The 13,614-nt window shown below is 69.3% G+C and carries 14 protein-coding genes and 2 pseudogenes; 5 read left to right on the top strand and 11 right to left on the bottom strand.

Annotation, left to right across the window (positions count from 1 at the left end):
* Positions 1-35 precede the first annotated feature (35 nt).
* From HZZ00_RS18375 to HZZ00_RS18360, 4 genes are all read left to right on the top strand, one after another.
* Complete coding sequence (locus tag HZZ00_RS18375) at positions 36-887, top strand: 3-hydroxyacyl-CoA dehydrogenase family protein (RefSeq protein ID WP_180333206.1); 852 nt, start codon at positions 36-38, stop codon at positions 885-887.
* 27 nt (positions 888-914) lie between these two features.
* Positions 915-1,166, top strand: coding sequence for an acyl carrier protein (locus tag HZZ00_RS18370; RefSeq protein WP_180333205.1), 252 nt, complete (start codon positions 915-917; stop codon positions 1,164-1,166).
* A 90-nt stretch (positions 1,167-1,256) separates the two neighbouring features.
* On the top strand, positions 1,257-2,462 hold the full coding sequence (locus HZZ00_RS18365) for a hypothetical protein (protein WP_180333204.1): 1,206 nt from the start codon (positions 1,257-1,259) through the stop codon (positions 2,460-2,462).
* Positions 2,463-2,464: 2 nt separating this feature from the next.
* Entirely contained in the window at positions 2,465-5,119 is a 2,655-nt protein-coding gene (locus tag HZZ00_RS18360) for a condensation domain-containing protein (protein WP_180333203.1), read from the top strand.
* On the opposite strand, the gene HZZ00_RS18355 is transcribed toward HZZ00_RS18360, so the two are convergent.
* Positions 5,086-5,382: a hypothetical protein gene (locus tag HZZ00_RS18355; RefSeq protein ID WP_257585878.1), complete on the bottom strand. Its 297-nt coding sequence runs from the start codon at positions 5,380-5,382 to the stop codon at positions 5,086-5,088. The genes HZZ00_RS18360 and HZZ00_RS18355 overlap by 34 nt on opposite strands.
* On the bottom strand, positions 5,379-6,251 hold the full coding sequence (locus HZZ00_RS38485) for a transposase (RefSeq protein ID WP_257585965.1): 873 nt from the start codon (positions 6,249-6,251) through the stop codon (positions 5,379-5,381). The genes HZZ00_RS18355 and HZZ00_RS38485 overlap by 4 nt, the downstream gene beginning before the upstream one ends.
* Here HZZ00_RS38485 and HZZ00_RS38480 point away from each other — a divergent pair.
* Complete coding sequence (locus HZZ00_RS38480; RefSeq protein ID WP_257586052.1) at positions 6,162-6,425, top strand: hypothetical protein; 264 nt, start codon at positions 6,162-6,164, stop codon at positions 6,423-6,425. The genes HZZ00_RS38485 and HZZ00_RS38480 overlap by 90 nt on opposite strands.
* Before the next feature lie 154 nt (positions 6,426-6,579).
* Here HZZ00_RS38480 and HZZ00_RS38475 read toward each other — a convergent pair whose 3' ends face one another.
* The 9 genes and pseudogenes from HZZ00_RS38475 to HZZ00_RS18325 all read right to left on the bottom strand — a co-directional run bounded on the left by HZZ00_RS38475 (position 6,580) and on the right by HZZ00_RS18325 (position 13,224).
* Positions 6,580-6,849 carry a hypothetical protein gene (locus HZZ00_RS38475; protein WP_257585964.1) on the bottom strand — a complete coding sequence of 90 codons (270 nt, stop codon included), beginning with the start codon at positions 6,847-6,849 and terminating at the stop codon, positions 6,580-6,582.
* A gap of 218 nt (positions 6,850-7,067) precedes the next feature.
* A complete protein-coding gene (locus HZZ00_RS38105) occupies positions 7,068-7,310 on the bottom strand; it encodes a hypothetical protein (RefSeq protein WP_219014150.1) in 243 nt (80 codons plus the stop codon).
* A 431-nt stretch (positions 7,311-7,741) separates the two neighbouring features.
* The gene (locus HZZ00_RS18345) at positions 7,742-9,304 is read right to left on the bottom strand and encodes an FAD-dependent monooxygenase (RefSeq protein ID WP_257585877.1); all 1,563 of its coding nucleotides are present in this window, start codon (positions 9,302-9,304) and stop codon (positions 7,742-7,744) included.
* A 164-nt stretch (positions 9,305-9,468) separates the two neighbouring features.
* A complete protein-coding gene (locus tag HZZ00_RS18340; RefSeq protein WP_180333202.1) occupies positions 9,469-10,011 on the bottom strand; it encodes an SMI1/KNR4 family protein in 543 nt (180 codons plus the stop codon).
* Positions 10,008-10,223 (bottom strand): hypothetical protein, encoded by a 216-nt coding sequence (locus HZZ00_RS18335; protein ID WP_180327586.1) that lies wholly within the window; start codon positions 10,221-10,223, stop codon positions 10,008-10,010. The genes HZZ00_RS18340 and HZZ00_RS18335 overlap by 4 nt, the downstream gene beginning before the upstream one ends.
* Positions 10,224-10,370: 147 nt before the next feature.
* The gene (locus HZZ00_RS38470) at positions 10,371-10,718 is read right to left on the bottom strand and encodes a hypothetical protein (RefSeq protein WP_257585962.1); all 348 of its coding nucleotides are present in this window, start codon (positions 10,716-10,718) and stop codon (positions 10,371-10,373) included.
* A gap of 76 nt (positions 10,719-10,794) precedes the next feature.
* Positions 10,795-10,878: pseudogene (locus HZZ00_RS38465) on the bottom strand (AAA family ATPase); the annotation flags it as partial.
* Positions 10,879-10,988: 110 nt separating this feature from the next.
* Positions 10,989-11,402: pseudogene (locus HZZ00_RS38460) on the bottom strand (hypothetical protein); the annotation flags it as partial.
* The gene (locus tag HZZ00_RS18325) at positions 11,317-13,224 is read right to left on the bottom strand and encodes a DNRLRE domain-containing protein (protein WP_180333200.1); all 1,908 of its coding nucleotides are present in this window, start codon (positions 13,222-13,224) and stop codon (positions 11,317-11,319) included. The gene HZZ00_RS18325 and the pseudogene HZZ00_RS38460, both read right to left, overlap by 86 nt.
* Positions 13,225-13,614 lie beyond the last annotated feature (390 nt).

Below are 13,614 nucleotides of genomic sequence, written 5' to 3'. Positions count from 1 at the left end.
CGCTTCCCTCTCTATCGCACGAAGGTGGTACCCCAGTGAGCATCCGAACCATAGGTGTGATCGGCGCCGGCACGATCGGCCGCGGCGTCGCCCAGTCCTTCGCGGAGTCCGGATTCGAGGTGGTCCTCGTGGACATCTCGCAGGCCCAACTCGACAGCGGGATGAAGCAGATCGACCGCGACCTGTTGGTGCAGCCGATGCTGCTCGGCAAGCCCCTGAAGGAGGACGCGAAGACGGTACTCGCCCGGATCACCACCGCCACCGAGCTCTCCGCGCTGGCCGATGTCGACTTCGTGGTCGAGAACGTCACCGAGGACTGGGCCGTCAAGCGGTCGGTCTACGAGCAGATCGACGCCATCTGCCGGCCCGGGGTGATATTCGGTGTGAACACCTCGGCCGTGCCGATCACCCGAGTGGGCTCGGTCACCGGCCGGCCGGCCGAGATCCTCGGGCTGCACTTCATGAACCCCGTCCCGATGATGGACACCGTCGAGGTGGTCAGCGGGCACTTCACCAGCGAGGCGACGCTGGGCACCGCCCTCGGCCTCCTGTCGCAGATGGGCAAAGAGGGCATCGTCGTCCAGGACGCCCCCGGCTTCATCACCAACCGGGTCCTCATGGTGACCATCAACGAGGCGATCTTCTGCGTCCAGGAGGGCATCGCCTCGGCCGAGGACGTCGACAAGATGTTCCGCGGCTGCTTCGGCCACAAGATGGGCCCCCTGGAGACCGGTGACCTGATCGGCCTCGACACGATCCTGAACTCGATCACCGTCATGTATGAGAGCTACAAGGACAGCAAGTACCGCCCCGCTCCGCTGCTCCAGCGGATGGTCGACGCACGACTCCTGGGCCGCAAGACCGGCCAGGGCTTTTACACCTACTAACCCGACACAGCCAAGGAGAAAATACACATGACGAACGACGACGTGCGCGCCCGGGTCCGTGAATTCCTCGCCCCGCAGTTGGCCGGCCAGCCCCTCGCCGACAGCGACGACTTCTTCGCCCTCGGCTACGTCAACTCCCTCTTCGCGATGCAGCTCGCACTCTTCGTGGAGAAGGAGTTCGCCCTGACCCTCGGCCCGGCGGACATGGACTTCGACAACTTCCGCACGGTCGACGGGCTCGTCCGCCTCGTCACGTCGCGGACGGCGACGGCGGCCTGAGTCCAGTCCCCCCGCGGGCGCGCGGCGGCCCTACGCCGCCGCGCGCCGGACCGTTCGACCGCTCTCCCACCGGCGAGGAAACCGACCACCATGACCCACCCCGACCAGGTCCTCACCCGCATCGACCTGCACAGCCCGATTCCCGAGGCGCTGGCCGCCGAGATCGAGCGACGGCTCTTCTTCGTGTCGCCCGAGATCACCGGCTTCGAGGTACACGCCGACGGCGGCGAAGTGCGCTCCGTGACGCTCCGCTCCGAACAGCCGCTTCCACAGGGCGCCTTGACCGAAAAGGTCAATTGCATGGTGGACAACGACGTCCGGAAGCAGCGGGTGACGCCGGCCAAGGCCGTCTGGACGTCGCCACACCAGCGCTCACCGCACCAGGACATATTCGAACTCCTTTCCAAGACGGGTGCGGTGACGGTGGTCGGTGAGGGGCAGGTGGCCATCGGCGAGCCGCTTCTCTCCCTCTTCAGCTACTTCGACCGTGCCGTGTGCGACCTGCTGGCCGAGGACCACGAGGTCAGCGAGTACCGCTACCCGACGTTGATCAGGACGAAGTCGCTGGAGACGGCGGGCTACTTCAAGGCCTTCCCGCAGCACCTGATGTTCGTCACCCGGCTGCGCAACGATCTGGACGTCTACCGCGCCTTCCAGGAGCGGCACGCCGCCACCGGCATCGATTCCGCGGTACTGGACTCCTGCGGCAACGTGGACTACTGCCTGCCACCCACGATGTGTTACCATACCTTCAGCCAGTACAGCGGCCGGACGCTGGCCCCGAACCGGCTCCACGTGGTCACCTCTCGCGGCAAATCGTTCCGCTTCGAGGCGGCGTACGCCACCAGCCTGGAACGGCTCTGGGATTTCACCATCCGGGAGATGGTCTTCATGGGGTCCCGTGAAGACGTGCTGAACGCCCGCGAACGCTTTATGCGAAAGGTCTTCGCCTTCCTTGAGGAGCTCGGCCTGAGCGGCTTCTGCGAGGTGGGCAACGACCCGTTCTTCTGCGGCACCGACACCTCCGAGCGCATCTGGTCCCAGCGGCTGCTGCAGCTCAAGTACGAGCTGCGGCTCCACGTCGCCCCCGAGAAGACGATCGCCGTCGGCTCCTTCAACTTTCACGACGACCTCTTCGGCAAGGCCTTCGGCATCGGCCACGGCACGGACGGTCCGACCCGCAGCGGCTGTGTCGGCTTCGGCCTGGAACGACTCGTCTACGCCTTCCTCTGCCAGTACGGCCTCGACTCCGCGGCATGGCCCGTCCGGGTCCGCGCCGCCGCCGGCGGGAGCTGACCATGGGTGAGAACAAGGGCCGTGCCCCGCGGAGCCAACAGGAGGAGATCCTCTGCGCGGTGTTCGCCCAGGTACTCGGCCGCGACCGGGTCACCATCGACGACTCCTTCTTCGAGCTGGGCGGCCACTCCCTGCTGGCCACCCGGCTCGCCGGCCGCATCCGCGCCGCCCTGGACGTGGAGGTCCCCGTACGGACGGTCTTCGAGGCCCCGACCGTCGCCCAACTCGCTGAGCACCTGGAGCAGGGATCCGGCGACCGGCGCCCGCCGCTGCGCCCGGTGGAACGCCCCGCGGAGATCCCCCTCTCCCAGACCCAGCGGCGCCTGTGGTTCCTGAACCGCCTACACGGCGCCGCCGGACACTACAACATGCCGATGGCCCACCGGCTGCGCGGCGACCTCGACCTGTCCGCCCTGCGCCTCGCGCTCGACGACCTCGCCGCCAGGCACGAGAGCCTGCGGACCGCGTACCCCGACTGGGACGGCCGGCCCCAGCAGATCGTCCTGGAGCCGGACGAGGCTCCGGTCGAGCTGCCGGTCGACACCGTCACCGAAGCCGAGCTGCCCGGGGCACTGAGCGCCGCGGCGGGCTACGCGTTCGACCTCACCGCCGAGACGGCCTTGCGGGCCCACCTGTTCCGGCTGTCCGCGGACGAGCACGTCCTGCTCCTGGTCGTCCATCACATCGCCTGCGACGGCTGGTCGCTGCTGCCCCTCAACCGCGACCTGGCGCTCGCGTACGCCGCGCGCCGTCTCGGGCAGGAGCCCGACTGGCCGAAGCTCGCGGTCCAGTACCCCGACTACACGCTCTGGCAGGAGGAGCTGCTCGGCGACCCGGAGGACCCCAACAGCCTGGTCAGCAGGCAGCTCGCCTTCTGGAAGGGGGAGCTGGCAGGGATGCCCGACCGCTTGCGGATCGATGTCACGATGCCGCGCCCGGAGATCCCCTCGCACCGGGGCGGCCGAGTCCCCTTCCGCGTCGGGGCGTCGACCCACCGGGCGCTGAACCAGCTGGCGCGGGAGACCGGCACCAGCGTGTTCATGGTCGTGCAGGCCGCCCTCGCGGCCCTGCTCACGAAACGCGGGGCCGGCACCGACATCGCCATCGGCATCCCCACCGCCGGCCGCGCCGACGAGGGCCTCGACGATCTGATCGGATTCTTCGTCAACACACTGGTGCTGAGGACCAGGACCGACGGCGATCCGACGTTCCGGGAGTTGCTCTTCCGGGTGCGGAGTACGGACCTGGCGGCCTTCGCCCACCAGGAGGTGCCGTTCGACCACCTGGTCCAGGCCCTCAATCCGCCGCGCTCCCCCGCCTGGCACCCGCTCATCCAGGTGATGCTCGCGTTCCAGAACAACGAGAGCGCCGAACTCCGGCTTCCCGGCCTGCAGGTGGAGACCGAGCCGGTCACGGAGGGGATCACACGCTTCGATCTTCGCTTCGAGCTGTTCGAGGGCTTCGACGGCCAGCGGGCGCCCAACGGCATCGACGGCAGCCTCACCTACGCCCTCGACTTGTTCGCGGCCGCGGAGGCCGAGCGGCTGACCCGGGAGTTCACCGAGCTGCTCGACGCGGTGGCCGCCGCTCCCGGCTCGCGGCTCAGCGCACTCGACGGTGCGCCCGTCCACGAGCTGTCGGGCAGCGGCGCGTCCTCCCTACCGGAGCCCGCCGCCGCGGACGGCCCCCGGATCGCCTTCGTCTGCTCCCCGTACGGGCAGCAGTGGGTCGGCATGGGGAGGACGCTGTTCCGCACGGAACCCGCCTTCCGGGCGGCGCTCGAGGAGTGCGACGGCGAGCTGGCCCGGCACACCGGCTGGTCCCTCGTCCACGAGCTCTTCCTCGACGAACCCGAAGCCAGGACGCACGACGTCGGCGTCATGCAGCCCATCGTCTTTGCCGTCCAGGTGGGCATCGCCCGCTGGCTGGAGGAGGCGGGCGTCCGCCCGGGTGCCGTCACGGGCCACAGCATCGGCGAGGTCGCCGCCAGCGTCATCGCCGGCATCCTCGACCTGCCGGACGCCGCCCGGCTCGTCCACCACTACAGCGACCAGCAGCGCCGCGTGGCCGGCCCGGACAGCGGTATGGCCGTGGTGGAGCTCTCGGCCGCCGACCTCTCGGAGCACTTGCGGGGGTGCGAGGGGAGCGTGTGCGTGGCCGGCCGGAACGGTCCGCGGACCACCGTCCTGGCCGGCGACCGCTCCGAGCTGGAGGCCATCGTCGCCGAGCTCCAGGCAGCGGACGTGCTCTGCGCGATGGTCCGGGTCGACCTGCCGGCCCACAGTCCGGCGATCGACCGAATCCTGACGGACCTCGAACAGGCCATCGGCGAACTCACCCCCCAGCCCGGCCGCATCCCGATGATCTCCTCGGTCACGGGGCGGGAGCTCGACTGGAGGCAGGCCACAGCGGGCTACTTCGCCCGGAACCTACGGCAGCCGGTCCTGCTGGCCGACTCGACCGCCGAGCTGCTGAAAGACCACGACGTGCTGGTCGAGGTGAGCGCACACCCGGTACTCGCCCCCGCACTGTGGCAGAGCGTCGAGGACTCCGGCACCACCGCGACCGTCCTAACCACAATGCGCCGCGGCCCGGACGACCGCGCGGGCCTCATCGAGACGCTTCAATCCCTGGAACACCTCGGCCTGAAGAGATAGGTCGTGTTTGAGAAGTCGGTGACCTGTCTGGTTGGCCGTGCCGGGAAGTGGCGGGCGGCCATCCAGATGGTGAGGTCGCGGGCGATGTCGTTGATGCTCGTCGCCGTGGTGACCTCGTGCTCGTGGCGAGAGGCGTCACGGCGGACGATCTCGTGGCCGCCTTTGTCCAGGACGGCCACTGAGGCGAACCACACTGGCTCGTCCTCGTCGGGCTGGACGACCACGAAGGTGTCGTCGGAGTCGTTGAGTTCGCTGATCATCATGAACAGCGCGTCCTCAGAGGGGTCGTCGATGCGGTCGCCGTTCTCTCTGTCGGCACCGTAGTACTGAGCCCCCGTCGTTGCCTCTCCCTCGCCCGATTCGCCCTGGTCGCGGTCAGCATGGCACCTCCGGTCGCCACCCGGTTCGACAAACTCGCCATCCGCTTCGAAGCCACCGCTCTGATCGCTGTGATCGGCGAATGGTTATGACCGGCTTGAGCTGTCGGCTCGGTGCCGGTCGATCGTGAGGGTGCAGTTGGTGCAGTGGACCGTCCCGTCCGCGAGCGTGAGGTGTGGGATTTGCGACCCCGCCGACGGAGCAGGTCTTGCTGGACGGCAACCACCGGTCGAGGACCACGAGGGTGGAGCCGTGCCAGCGGGTCTTGTCGGTGAGCTGGCGTCGCAGCTCGCCTGGCGCGGTATCGAGAATGGCCTGGTTCAGTCCGGCTTTCCGCCGGACGTGTCGGCCGGGCTTGTCGAGGGTGTCGCGGGCGGTGCGGGTCATGCCGGCGACGTTGATGTCCTCGATGGCGACTTCGGCGGAGCGGGTGGTGAGTTGCTTGGTCAGGGCGTGCAGGTCGGTGCTGCGCCCCTCGGCGACCTCGTGGTGCAGCCGGGCCGCGCGGCGCCGCCTTGTCTCGCCGTGTTGAGCCCTTCTGGGCTCGGGCGAGCGCCCGCTGGGCTTTGGTGAGGCGGTGTTCGGTCTTGCGGGCGTGCCGGGGATTGGGGACGAACGCCGTGGCCGGAGTGCCCGGTTGGAGGGGCTGGGAGAGGGCGGCCAGGTGCTTGACGCCGAGGTCAACGCCGACGCGGCCGTGCTGGCGCTGGCGGCGGGCGGGCTGCTCGGGCAGCTCGGTGGTGACCTTGCACACAAAGGAGGCGTACCAGCGGTCCCCGGCCCGGGAGACGATCACCGACTGCACCACGGCCTCGTCGCGGCCGATCAGGCGGCCAAGGCGCTTGGCGGACTCGTGCAGCCGCACGGAACCGATCCGCGGCAGGAGCAGGCGCCGGTAACTGTCCAGCCGGATTCAACGGTCGCTTGACGTCGTGGTGGAGCCGGAACGCTTCGCGCGCGGCCCTTCTCCTTGCACCGCGGGTAGCCCACCCGGCGGCCGGCCCATGCCCCGCGCAGGGAGTCAAGCCAGTTCTTCCAGGCCCGGTCCGCGTCGATGAACGCGGACTGGAACGCGTAGGTGTTCACCTCGTGCCACCACGGGCACGGCCGCTCCGGCCCGTACGCACCAGCTGGGAGCCCTTCGAGGCGGGAGTCGCCCTTGATCTGGTTGAGGTGCTTTGGGTCTGCGGCTTCGACGGCACCGGAACCCGCAACCTTTTACGGGCTTCCGCCTCCGGAACACCTTGGTCCACAAGCGCCTGGACCTCGCGCCGCCACTGCTGGTGCGCGGCCACCTTCATCCCGAACGCATGGTTGAACGCCCACCGCGCCGCACCCGCATACCGGGTCAACGCCTCCGCCTGGATGGGGGTGGGATCCAGCGCCAACTAAAACGCCCGGAGGACTTCCTGCCGCACTCCCCCTCCCCCTAACTCGCATGCAAGGCAACCGGCTTGCAGGACCCGGCGCCGCTCGCCCCCACGCAGGCCGGGCAACTCCCGGTCGATCAGCAGCGGTCTTCGCGCGGCGGGCGCGACGGATGTGGATCACGTTGCCGCACATCTCGCAGTCAGCGCCGGTGTCCAGCCGGAACCCGTCGTCGCAGCGCCGGTCCGTGCACGCCTGGCGCTGCACCAGGCGCCGCAGCAGACCTCCTCGGGCTCTTCCGACTGCCGAAGGCCGCGAGCGGATCATGCGGCGATTCGGTCGGCTGCGGAAAGTTGACGTATTTCCTCACCAGCCGCCGCAGCCCGAAGGACTTGATGCCCAGCAGCTGTTGGATCTCCGTCCTGGACGGGTAGCTGTTGCTCACGCCCATACTGCTGCTCCTCACCGTCCCGGACCCCTTTATCCCCAGGTCAGATCGTGGGACGCATCGGTGGGCGACACGTCCAGAGCGGCCATTCCTGCCTGATTCCTCATGAGCATTGGCCGTTAAAGCGCCACGTCAAAATGCTCGGCCGGTACTCGTTCAACCTGCCCGAACTGCCGGGCGGCCTGCGCCCGTGCGCGACCCGGACGCGGCCGAGGAGGTGTGACCCAGGTGCGGTGACCGTCACCGCCGGGGCTGTCCCGGCGGGGTGCTGGGAGCCGTAACGCCGGGGGCGGGTGCGGTAGGCGGCCGGTAAGAGTTCCGGGCTGCTGCCGGGCCCGGCCCGGGCGCGGGCGGCCGCCACACCGAGTGGGTGCGTCGGTCGTGGGTGGAATCGGATCGTGGTTCGAGTCAGTCAGCAGAGCGGCGGATCAGCCCGGCATCACTGCACCCTCTGGCACTCCGAACCACTCCTCCAGTGCCTCCGCCAGCCCGGCCGTCGACGTCGGCGCCTGCGCCCCCACGTCGGCCGCCCAGGCCGTGAAGCCGTCCGGACGGACGAGGACCGCCGCCAGTTCCGGGCGGGACGGACAACCAGCCGTCAGGGTGTCGACGCGCCCGGCATACCCCGCAGCGAGGGCCCGAAGTTCCGCGTTGTCGGTGAGGTCGAGCAGGAGCGCCCGGCCCCCGTGCAGATGGTCCGCGAGGCGGCCGCCGTCGGTGAGTTCGAGGTCTGGGGTGCTGCGGCCGGTCAGCGGGTGCTCGCCCGGCAGCTGGTACCGCACCGCGGCACCGTTGAGCCGCGCGGTGAGGTACGTGGTGCCCACGACCGTGCCCGCCAGGTCGCTGACGATCTCGCGCAGGGCCCGGGACTGCGGGTCCGGGCGCATGGCCGCGACCTGGGACCGGGTCCAGTCCAGGACCCACGCGCCGACCGGGTGCCGCTCAGAGGTGTACGTGTCCAGCAGCCCTTCCGGCGCCCGGCCGCCGATCACCGCGGCGAGCTTCCAGCCGAGGTTCATCGCGTCCCCGATGCCCAGGCTCAGCCCCTGGCTCCCGAACGCGGAGTGCACGTGCGCCGCGTCGCCCGCCAGCAGCACCCGGCCCTTGCGGTAGTCGGTGACCTGGCGGGCGTGGTCGGTGAAGCGGGTCGCGGTCCGCACCCCGGTGATCGTGACGTCCACGCCGGATACGCGGCGTAGCCGCGCCTGGAGGTCCTCGGTGGTGACCGGCGCGTCCCGGTCGGTCGGCGGGCCGTCGAACTCCACGGTGACGACGCGGCCCGGCATCGGCCCGTGGGCGTACACCCCGGTGTCCGTGGCAGCCCAGCCGACCTTCAGGTCCTCGGCGCCGGTCATCTCCACTACCGCCTGGTGGCAGGTGATCTCTGGTTCCGTTCCGGGGAACTCGAACCCCGCGAGCTTGCGGACCGCGCTGCGGCCGCCGTCGCAGCCCACGAGCCAGCCGGCGCGTATGGCCCCATGGCTGGTCCGCACGGTGACGGCCTCGTCGTCCGCGTCGAAGCCGGTCAGCTCCACTCCTCGCCACACGTCGACGCCGAGTTCGTCTGCCCGCCCGCCGAGCAGCCGTTCGATGTCCTGCTGCGTCACGAACGCGATCTCGGCGGCGGGTCCGGCGTCGCCAAGGCCCGGCTCCGTACGGTCGACCAGGTCGGCGCGCAGCATGATTCCGGCGAAGTGCCCGACGATCCCGAGCCCTTGGCCCGCAGCCCCGCCTCCGTCCCCGCCATTCCGCTCGCGTATGAATGCCTGGAAGCGGTCCATCGCCTGCCGCTGCACCTCGGCCAGCGCGGGCAGCAGGCCCCGGCGGTAGAGCGCTTCGGCGCTGGGCGTGGTGATCGCCCCGCCCTTGATCGTCGGGTTCACTTCGGTGAGGCGTTCCAGGACGGCCACCCGCACGCCTCCGAGCCGCAGCTCGCAGGCCAGCATCAGTCCGACCGGGCCGCCTCCGGCCACCACTACGTCATAGTCCATGGCGCCGACTATGACCGAGGGCCGAAAAGGCCAAAAAGGCGCCGCGATGTCAAGAGACCGGCCCGCGGTGGCTTTGTCTATGAGAACGGACAGCGAATGTTCACCACTTCGGGAGGCACTAACGATTCGAACGGTCCGTGCCCCGGGTGCGAAGGACGGACTGCTCAGTCCCACCATTCATTGCCGGTGTGCCAGTGCCGCACCCACTCCTCGAAGCCCCATGCCTGGTCGCCAGGTGCCGGGATGGCGCCGACGTCGGCGATCATCCACACCTCGCCGCGGCGGGGGCCGGCGGTCAGCAGGAGCCAGAACGACTGCCCGTCTTCGGACCCGAGAACGACGGACCCTTTGTTGAACGCGGCGTCGATCCGTGGGTCCGCGGCGTCGGCACTCTCATCGTCCTCCCAAAGCCAGGCCGACTCCAGAGGGAACGGTTCTCCTGGCTGTCGCGAGCCGAGGTCAGGCCATGTGTCAGGCAGCCAGCCGAGCGGCTGGAGACCGCCGTCGCCAGCGGGCCCCAGGCTGGACCCATTACTGATCTCCGCAATGAAGGTCCTGTAGGGCTCCGGCAGGACCACCCCCTCCTCATGCTCCCACTCCACGACGGCTTCATGTCCGAGCGCTGGCTCGCGCCACTCCGGCGGAAACGCGGAGCGCAGGAAGTCAAGGGTGGCTTCGGTGGGACGCTGATCATGTGTGTCTGTCACGGCAGCATGCTGGCAGAAGGGGCTGACAGCCCATCGCGGCCGAACGTCCATGGCTTCACACCGTCGCGCATGCGCTTGGCATCGGCCTTGAACAACACCGTGACCCCCTGCTCGGCCAACGCTTCCATCACCCGCGCCACGTCCACTGAAACCCCAGCGTCAACCGCATCAGGATGCTCAAGAGGCAGATGTTCGGCCTCGCTGGCTTCCATCTACTCCGCAAGCGGGTCCTCCTCGCGTGACGCAAAGCTACCGCTTCACGGAAAGCGAGCCAGCCCCGAGTTTTTACAGCATCGTGTGGCGGAAGGCTTCTTCGTGCGTCGAGCTGTGGCATGTGCAGGCGCCGTGGACGGGGATGGTCAGATGCCGTGTCCATGACCGGGGTGAGGTGGTTGGCGGGGAGTCCACCACTCCACAAGCCCCCACACTCCAAGGGCGAGCGCTGTCACGGCGGCCAGTACCGCAACACAGGGTCGGCCCGTCCAGCGAATGGTCAATGACCAAGCCAGCAGCGGAACCAGAGCACCGCCGAGCAGAACGAGCGGAAGATCCACAACGAGCACGCTCAGATCACGGGCATGCCCCTCGAACCCACCGTCGATACTGATCGCTGCCCGCGGCGCCCACGTAAGGGCCGCAGTCGCCGCGCCAAAGCCGGCAAGGAGACATCCAGCGACGCCGGTGCTGGTGCCTGAAGGGGTTCTCATGTCCTGTCCAGTGAATGTCTGCGCATGTCGGCGACAGACGCTGGTGGCAGCGTGCGTGGTTCCGACGGGGCAGTCGAGCGCCTGCTTCGGCTCGTGCGCGTGTGCTGGCGAGACGGTAGCAGCCAGTGCCGGTTTCGATGATGTTGCCGTTGAAGGTGAGGGGGCGGCCGTCACGCAGCGTGCGTGCTTCACGGAAGGCGTGCCGGAGCAAGGGCCGCCCGAGCGCGCCTCGTAGTGGCGGAAGCGCGCCGCGACCAGACCGCCGGGCGGCCGCACCCGGTAGATGCCGTCCTTGCCGTACCGGATCACCGCCACCTCGGCCTCGCTCCATGCCGGCACCCGCTCGATCGCGCGCTCGTGCGCGGCCTCGATCACCCGCCGGGTCTCCTCATCCCCCAGCGCCCAGCAGGCAGATCGTCGGCTGCGGCCGGAACAAGCGTCAGGCCAAGGCGATGGTCGCCGTGAAGGCGGGGTGTCCTTCTGGAGCGCCTGGACGCGGAGGAGGCGGCAACCTGCTGCCGTACGGCCTGCAACACCCGGGCAACCACGACGACGTGGCGTTGTTGGTGGCGCAGTCCGTGCGGTCAGCCGTGGCGCGTCATGTGTAGCTGGGAACCAGCCAGCGCACGCGGTAGTACGCCGCGAAGCCCTCGCTCCACGAGTAGCTCTTGCGGCCGTTCGCATCCACGAAGTCGATCACCGGCGTGGTCCAGTCGCGCCAGTTCTCGCTGCCGACCGAGGCGTGGCAGTTGTCGGTCTTGTTCGGGTCACGCTGCAGGCAGATGGTGGCGACCTGGCCGGTCACCGGGTCGTTGCCGGCGGACTTCACCATGGAGTACCGGTTGACCTGCGACTCATAGGGATAGTCGGTGCACCAGTGCGAGGCGTCGGGACCCAGTTCCCCCGTGGTCGGCCAGCGGCTGCTGGTGTAGCAGGCGCTCTGGCCGCTCTTGGAGAACTGCACTTCGCCGGCGTTCGCCGACACCCACAGCCGGTCCGGGTTTCCGTACACCGGCGAGATGTCGTGGCCGTAGGCCAGGCTGGTGCCGTTCTTCGGCAGAGCGTAGCTGTTCTCGCGGTGGAGCTTGCCGTCGGCGGTGAGGCTGTAGCGCACCAGTTCCGAGTCGCCGATCGCCCACAGGGAGCTCATCGTGTCGTCCCACAGCACCTGGTGGGCGCCCGCGAGCGGCTGGGAGTCGTACGGGGTCTGCCAGGCGCTCGGGCCGTTGCCGGGCGCGCCCTGCGCCGCCGTGTACAGCCGGACCGAGCCGGTGCCGACCTCGGCGACCGCCACACTGCCGTTGGGTAGCAATTCCACGCCGTGCATGTTGACGTTGTGGCCGACGTTGATCGCCCAGCGGTAGCCGGACAGCGCGGGGAACGGGATAACACCGATGAACCCGCTGTTGCCGTCGCCGACCACCATCAGCTGGCTGCTGAGAGCCCCGCTGGACCTATACACCCCCGTGGGCCGCAGCTTGAACTCCGTGCCGCCGCCGAAGGTGCCGCCGGGCACGGTGGACGTGCCGCTGACCAGGGAGGAGTCCAGGATCGAGTGGTAGGCGTCCGGGACCCAGCGCTGGTACGGCCCGGAAGCCGACCACACCGACGGCTTGGTGCTGTCGTAGAACTCCAGCGCGGGGCTGGTAGCGGGGTAACCCCCGTAGTCCACCGCGTAGTTGTCCCCGGCCATGAGCGCTGTCGCGCCCGCGTTGAACTCCACCTCGAGAGTAGGCGTGTAGTAGCCGATGTTGCACGCGTAGTCGGCGGAGTCGGGGTTCATGGAGCAGAAGTCCTTGTAGGCCTTGCTGTCCAGTTCGCCCGCGGAGAGCTGCATGCCGTAGTTGGGCAGCGTGCCCTGGGCCCAGGCGTTGACCATCGACGTCACGTCGATGCGCCGCAGGCCGTTCGACTGGTCGGGGTCGGTGCGGTTGGGGACGTCCGGGCAGTCGGGGTGACCGATGCCGAAATTGGCCGAGGCCTGGTAACCGGCGGTGACACCGGGCTTGTTGGCCCAGGTGATGGTCGACTGGTCCCAGGACGCGGAAACCGGGTCTGCGTACATCCACCAGCCGTCGCAGGAGCCGGTGTAGGAGTCGTAGAGCCGCAGCTTGGCGCTCTTGATGCTGGCGCCGTGCAGCTTGGAGACGTCGAACTTGAGGTAACTGCGGTACTTGGTCGCGCCGTTGTCGGGAGTGCCGATGTGCAGCACCGCGCCGGTGGAGTGGTCGCGCGCGTCCGTGCTGCTGACGTATGTGTCCTGGACGCGCGTGATGATGTTGCGCGGTCCGCTCTGCACGATCGGCGAGAGGCCCGCCGGCGTCGTGTAGGCGGTCGATACCTTCGCGTCGGAGGCTCCCGTCCGCGCCGCGCCGGCCTGCGCCGGGGCCGTCCCGTCGCCGGGAGCGGCGAGGGCGAGGGCCGCGAAGGCCGCCGTGGCGACTGCGGCAACCGTGGCCCGTATGCGCAGGGGTGTACGCCCGGCCGCCCGCCTATGGTTCTTCACGCGAAGCCCTTCTCTACGATGATCATGGTGTGGGGCCGCGCAAGGCTAGCAGCGAGTGTCACCGGGGTGAAGGAGAGAGGAGCCGCCGCCGGGTGGTGAGGGAGGCGTCTCCTGCCACGGTCGTCAGCGACCGCAGGATCACGGCCTGTCGGCCGATGAGATCGAAGCGGACCCGTTGTGACATGAAGCCAGCAGGCCAGGCTTGCGTCCACGCCACGGCAACGGGCCGCGGGCGCGGGGAGCAGGAGGGAAGAGTCTCGGTCTCGGCGATCTGCCGCTCCAGGTGCCCCGGTATCGCCCGGGGCCGGGGGTCAGGCGGCAGGTCGGGCATAAGAGGCAGCGTGCGGCACCGCCCACGCTCTTGTGTGCTGGCCCCGCCAGCGGGTAGCT

Origin of the sequence: Streptomyces sp. NEAU-sy36, from assembly GCF_013423905.1 — a bacterium.
Lineage (GTDB): Bacteria > Actinomycetota > Actinomycetes > Streptomycetales > Streptomycetaceae > Streptomyces > Streptomyces misionensis.
This window is presented reverse-complemented; position numbering and strand designations above follow the sequence as displayed.

Excerpts from the sequence above, each read along its gene's own strand:
- HZZ00_RS18370 (WP_180333205.1), top strand. The coding sequence starts at position 915 with ATGACGAACGACGACGTGCGCGCCCGGGTCCGTGAATTCCTCGCCCCG.
- HZZ00_RS18365 (WP_180333204.1), top strand. The coding sequence starts at position 1,257 with ATGACCCACCCCGACCAGGTCCTCACCCGCATCGACCTGCACAGCCCG.
- HZZ00_RS18360 (WP_180333203.1), top strand. The coding sequence starts at position 2,465 with ATGGGTGAGAACAAGGGCCGTGCCCCGCGGAGCCAACAGGAGGAGATC.
- HZZ00_RS18355 (WP_257585878.1), bottom strand. The coding sequence starts at position 5,382 with ATGATGATCAGCGAACTCAACGACTCCGACGACACCTTCGTGGTCGTC.
- HZZ00_RS18345 (WP_257585877.1), bottom strand. The coding sequence starts at position 9,304 with ATGGACTATGACGTAGTGGTGGCCGGAGGCGGCCCGGTCGGACTGATG.
- HZZ00_RS18335 (WP_180327586.1), bottom strand. The coding sequence starts at position 10,223 with ATGGAAGCCAGCGAGGCCGAACATCTGCCTCTTGAGCATCCTGATGCG.
- HZZ00_RS38470 (WP_257585962.1), bottom strand. The coding sequence starts at position 10,718 with ATGAGAACCCCTTCAGGCACCAGCACCGGCGTCGCTGGATGTCTCCTT.